Source organism: Parendozoicomonas sp. Alg238-R29, assembly GCF_947331445.1.
Taxonomy (GTDB): Bacteria; Pseudomonadota; Gammaproteobacteria; order Pseudomonadales; family Endozoicomonadaceae; genus Sansalvadorimonas.
Genome location: NZ_CAMZOG010000142.1, coordinates 1 through 5,883 on the forward strand (window position 1 = coordinate 1; position 5,883 = coordinate 5,883).

General features: G+C 43.0%; 4 protein-coding genes. 1 reads left to right on the forward strand and 3 read right to left on the reverse strand.

The window, feature by feature from the left end; all coding sequences use genetic code 11:
• Nucleotides 1–148 precede the first annotated feature (148 nt).
• Nucleotides 149–628 (reverse strand): ankyrin repeat domain-containing protein, encoded by a 480-nt coding sequence (locus QMA35_RS20670; protein WP_281649041.1) that lies wholly within the window; start codon nt 626–628, stop codon nt 149–151.
• Nucleotides 629–701: 73 nt separating this feature from the next.
• The gene (locus QMA35_RS20675) at nt 702–2,216 is read right to left on the reverse strand and encodes a catalase (protein WP_281649042.1); all 1,515 of its coding nucleotides are present in this window, start codon (nt 2,214–2,216) and stop codon (nt 702–704) included.
• 606 nt (nt 2,217–2,822) lie between these two features.
• On the opposite strand from QMA35_RS20675, the gene QMA35_RS20680 reads away from it, so the two are divergent.
• Complete coding sequence (locus QMA35_RS20680; RefSeq protein WP_281649043.1) at nt 2,823–4,691, forward strand: hypothetical protein; 1,869 nt, start codon at nt 2,823–2,825, stop codon at nt 4,689–4,691.
• Between the two features lie 127 nt (nt 4,692–4,818).
• Here the strand turns inward: QMA35_RS20680 and QMA35_RS20685 are convergent.
• Nucleotides 4,819–5,883, reverse strand: a 1,065-nt coding sequence (locus tag QMA35_RS20685) for a hypothetical protein (RefSeq protein WP_281649044.1), incomplete at its 5' end; no start/stop codon positions are given.

Below are 5,883 nucleotides of genomic sequence, written 5' to 3' on the forward strand. Positions count from 1 at the left end.
TATCTGTATCTGAAAATTCGACAGGAGGCTCAGAAATGATCAGCCAACCTGCGAAAGAGCCCAATAAATGTACTATGGCGCCATCTTGAGAAGTGGAATGGCTGACGCTATGAAAAGCTAGAACACTTATGCGCGAGGCAGTACAGGGCTATATATCGTACTTCACCAAAAGTTCCTTCAGGGCATTCTGGTTGTATAGAGTAGCAATGTCGTTTGCTGTCTGCCCCTGCTTGTTTGTCGTTTGCAAATCGCAGTCCGCTCTCATAAGGGTTCTGGCTATGCTGATTTCTATTTTGAAAATGGCGCCCATAAGAGCCGTGTTGCCCCGTTTGTCCTGCAGGCAGGGGTTGGCACCTTGAGCCAACAGAAAATCAACCATCTCTGGCTGGCCGTTATAAGCTGCCAGCATCAGTGGTGTGTAGCTTTTCGGGTTACGCATGTCTGGAGACAATCCAGCTTCGAGAAAAGCTGACATCACTTCAATATTGCCCACTCTTGCTGCCGTAAAAAAGTAGCCTCTCAACTCCTGCCTATCCTCCTCACTTACCTGTCCATCAACAACTGCAAAGCTGTGAACACTGAACAGCAGTAAAAACCAGACGGTTAACTTACATAAGAAGTTCAACATATTTCTAGTCCTGTATTTATCTGCTTCTTCCCGCTCACCGGAAGAAGCAGATAGTGCTTTCAGAGATTGTGGTTTACAGTGCGTAAGACAGCTTTTTGACTTTACTGAGATCGCCATTCACAGCCTTGGTTAAACGCTTGCCGTACTCACTGTCTGCTTTATGGAAATAGCTGAGCATGATGTGCTTGGTGGTGCTGTCTTTTACCTGGCTCAAATCCGCTGCGAGATTTTTGATCAAATTGTCTTGCTGCTTATCTGTGAAGCTACGGTAAAGTTCTCCCGCCTGTTTAAAATTCTCCTGATTCTTGATTGCACGCTGCTGGGTTGTACCGGAAAGAGCCGTTTCACTGTAACGAGCCCCTGCATCAACAGTAAGTGGCCGAATACGGCTAGGTTCATAGTTTACATCGGAAACCGTATGACCACTGTCCGCTAAACCGTCCTGGTTATGATTGGTCACGGTATTGAGTGCCCGGTTCACTGGCAACTGCTGATGATTGGCACCCAGACGATAGAGCTGTGTGTCGGAATAGGAGAATACCCGCCCCTGCAACAACCGGTCTTCTGATGGTTCAATGCCTTTTACAATATTTCCCGGCGCAAAGGCGGCCTGCTCTGTCACTTGGAAGAAGTTATTCGGCACTTTATTCAAAGTCATGGTGCCAAGCTTTGTTTCAGGAACACCCGGCCAAACCTTGGTCGCATCCAAAGCGTTGAAAGAGAAGTCATCCAGTTGTTCAGGCTTGAGGATTTTAACAAAGAGATCCCATTGCGGATAATCACCTGCGTTGATAGAGGAATAGAGGTCGTTGGTCAGGTTATTAAAGTCCTTACCCTGAATGTCACTTGCCTGCTTAGCGGTCAGGCTCTCAATACCCTGACGGCTTTTCCATTGGAATTTCACATAGTGAACATTACCTTTTTCATTCACCATCTTATAAGCATGAACACCAAAGCCATCCATCTTTCGATAACTTGCCGGTGTTCCAAAATCTGAATAAACCCAAGTCAACATATGTGTGGCCCCAGGCTCAAAGGAAAAGAAATCAAAGAAACGATTAGGATCCTGAGCGTTAGTAACAGGGGATGGTTTTAGAGAGTGAACCATATCAGGAAATTTAATGGCATCACGAATAAAGAAAACCGGCAGGTTATTACCAACTAAATCCCAATTGCCGTCACCAGTATAAAACTTGGTGGCAAACCCACGAGGATCCCGTAGTGTTTCAGGTGAACCTTTTGAGTGAACTACTGTTGAGAAACGCACAAGTACGGGAACTTTTTTTCCCTTTTGGGAAAACAGATCGGCTGAAGTGAGATCACTGAAATCACCGGCCGACACGAATTCCCCCCATGCTCCTGTACCACGGGCATGGACGACACGTTCAGGTATACGCTCCCGGGCAAAACGCTGCAGCTTCTGCACCAAGTGAACATCATCCAGAAGAACACTGCCTGCTGAACCGGCTGTCTGGCTGTTTTGATTATCGCCAACCACAGCACCATTGTCTCTGGTTAACTGTGCGGCGTGAGTTGATATGGATAGAAACAGGACACTTATTAAAAATGCAGGTTTTGCAGGATTCATTGTTATTTTCCTTTTTTGATGTGATGGACATCAACATCAGGCTAATTTATAAAAACACGACTGAACTATTTAAAAAAACAAATCAAGCTGATAGGGCAAATCTATATCTGAGCTAACTCTTTGTAATTTAATAACTCTTTGTAATTCAATAGCTATTTTTTCAATTTCTGACCAACAAGAACAAACTTAAATCTACTGTTGTTAAGTGGAATTTTTTTAGTTAAAAATATTCAACGTTAAAATAATAAATCCGTGATACTCTCGTGATAATTAATCGATAAAAGTATGCTAATAAAACATGAATTATGATGGTTTTTTAATACAAGGCCATCTAACTACTTTAAGAGAAATTATTTTAATCAGTTAAATATGTTTAATTCATTATTGTGGGAAAAGATCAGGAATCATCGAAACAATTCCAAAGAAATAACCATTCGTTCAGCGCAATTCATTGAAACAGCAGTATCTAAAAACAATTATCGTTAACTGATAGTTCTGTGATATAAATAATTTTCGGACAAAGCGGCTAACGTTTTATGTAGAAGTTGAATGAATTTTCCCTCTTTTTCCTATTTTCGTTTCAAAAATTAAAACAAGGAACAAAATATGAAAAGTGAAGTTCTCACACTTATGAGCAAAACATGCTCTCTCACAACCTGGCTGTTTCTATTTATTACCCTCTCGGTACATGCAGAACAAACCTGTCACCCCATGTCAGTAAACACATGCACTCTCCCCTTCCCCAGCAATTTCTATACGCAGAGTTATTCCGGCAGTGCCACAGGGCTGAGGGTTGACCTGAAAGGAACACTTTTCAGTCAAGGTGTGGAAGACGCTATAAACAACCTAAGTTCACCGCAGATATTTCAGGGTGCAACAGGCTTCTCTGCAGCAGCTCCAGTTATGATTGAATTGCCAGACGACTTTGATGAGAGCAGCCTTCCCAATGATGGAGGGCAAACAGTTCTCGTGATTAATAAAAATACCGGACAGCGACACCCTATTCGAACACAACGTTTTCAGTACTCAATGGCTGAGCGCTTCTCGGATAAGGCTCATATCATTGAAATTTATCCACGTTCCCGATTTGAATACGGACACAGTTACATAGCAGTTGTTACAAATAAACTTTTGAAAATTGATGGCCATCCATTTGAATCACATCCATCTATTAAAAAGTTGACCAATGGCACTGCGGATTGGGACAGTGCACAAAGTATGCGCAACTCACTTGAAAGCCTTTCAGCATTGGGAATCAGTGAAGAAAACGTTATTACTTTTGTTGATTTCTCAATTGGTGATGAGAGAACAAACAATGATCCTTTATTTTCTTTAATGGATCAGGTTGCTAATGATTTTCACCCTGTGCGCAATTTGAAAGTACATCGTATTAACATTTGGCCTTATTCGTCTGCTGTGAAAGGTCAGATCAGGTTAAGTGATTTAAGGCGTGAAACCGATGGCACCGTTCCTTTTCATGAAATAACTGAGAGTAAAACCTATTGGACCGACTTTATTCTGATGCTGCCTGCAGCATCAAAGCACGGTTCGGCTCCCGTATCCATTTATGGTCATGGACTGGGGGTCACGAAAGAAAGCATGCTGGTAACTGTCGCTTATCCAAATGCAGAAAAAGGCATTGCAACTATAGTCATCGACCAGCCTTATCATGGATCACGGTCGGAACAAGATGGTGGCAACCTTCGGGGGCTTATGACACCTGAGACACTGACACAAGTATCTGGGATGGTTACGCAATCATCCCTCGATATGATGTCTGTACTGACAGCACTCAAAACCTCACTGGCAAATCTGGATGTAGTTCCCCGTAAATCAAATGTCTGGAACTCTATCTGGTTTCCAGGGGGAATAAACACTCCAGACATCGACAGTAATCGCATTGTTTATCAAGGCACTTCAATGGGTGGGGCACTGGGAACAAGTTTTGTCGCAACATCCACAGGTTTGGAAGATGCGTTTTTACAGGTGACGGGGGTCGGGCTGGCAAACATCCTCTCCCACTCAACCCTGTTTGAAAGCTTCGGTTTCGAGAACCTGATCCCTGACTCCGCCACGGCGGGTGAATCGGCACTATTTATTCATGCAATTCAACAGCAAGTCGATCATGGTGATGCCATAAATTTCGCCCACTACATACGCAACCCGATATACGGCCGTGAGCCTAAAGGGCTCGTCGTACAGTATGGGATGGGAGACGAGATTGTTTTCAACCGATCAACAGAAGTGCTGGCTGAACTGGCAGAATTACCCTTGATTACGCCGGCTATTAACGACGTACCTCACTTACCCCAAAGCCCTGATTACGACAATGGATATGGCCTGGTACAGAGTAAACCTCTCATTCCCACCGGTGGTTTGCTTGATGACTCATTAGCCCATGCGAGCTTCATTCGTATTGACTCGATTAAAGCTATGAAGCGTTGGATTGACGACTTCAAAAACAGAGAAAACTAACCTGACTCTAGAGGTCGTTCTCAATTCGGCATATGACTCAGTGGTGCTGAAAGCCGCCAAGTGTTAGAAAGGCTTGTGATCGTAGTTATTCTACATTGAACAAGCCTGATGCAGTGTATGGCGGCTTTCAATCGCTGTTACTTCTCTCACCACGACTTTTCTCGTCCCTCTTGCTATGGCCCCGACTTCCCTCGTCTATCTTGCTATGGCCCCGACTTTTCTCGTCTATCTTGCTATGGCCCCGACTTTTCTCGTCTATCTTTCTATGATCCCTACCTCTCTCACTTTCCCTCTCAGCCTTCATTCGCTGGGCGCATTTTACCCTATCTATCTGAGTGCATATGGGCTGAATAGATTCATCACTATGATTCGCAGCTTCCCCTGAACTGATGCGATAAACAGTGAGGCCATATTGGGAGAGCATATAATCAACAAAGTGATATTTGGTTCTATATGATCTACGTGTGAGTGAACTGTGTATGGCCTTTTGGGAATGGATCCATTCAGGATCTGGATAAACAAAGTGACTCGAACCGTCAATTTCAACGGCAATATTATAATCGTATAGCAATATATCGACACTGAAACCATCGATATCACACTCTAACCCAATGCAATCTCTTGGATATTTATTTTTAAGCAAATTATATATCTGCCTTTGTGCACGACTCACAACATGGTTTTGTTCGTTAGGACAAAATGGCGGTAGTGAACGTTTTATCGGTTTCTCCCAGTAATGTTGTATCCACTCAATCTGCCACTTTGCCATATTAGGGGGGATTTCTGCATCAGGTAATTGTGTTGAACTAATGGTGGAGAACCATTCTTCTAAAAGCGTACCCTTTTGATCTTGCGAAATTTCTGTTTTTACCATGCTCTCTAACGACGCAATTTCATGTCTATTGAAATGACAGAGTGTTAAAAACCAATTGATATGCCATTGCAATATTAACGGTATATCACTGACGTTATCTTGAACAAACTCACAGACTTCCAGCCCTATCTCTGCAATTTTACAATCCACACGCCGGTGGCCAAGTGCTTTTATTATTAAAAAAATATCTTTTTTTAAGTGATCCCGTCGTGTTTCACCCGTTTTTAATCTATTTAAATACAACTTGGTGAGAAATATTAGCAGTGAGTTTGCGCTATTAAAAACAGATTCCCCGCACGCATCAACAAATATAAGAAT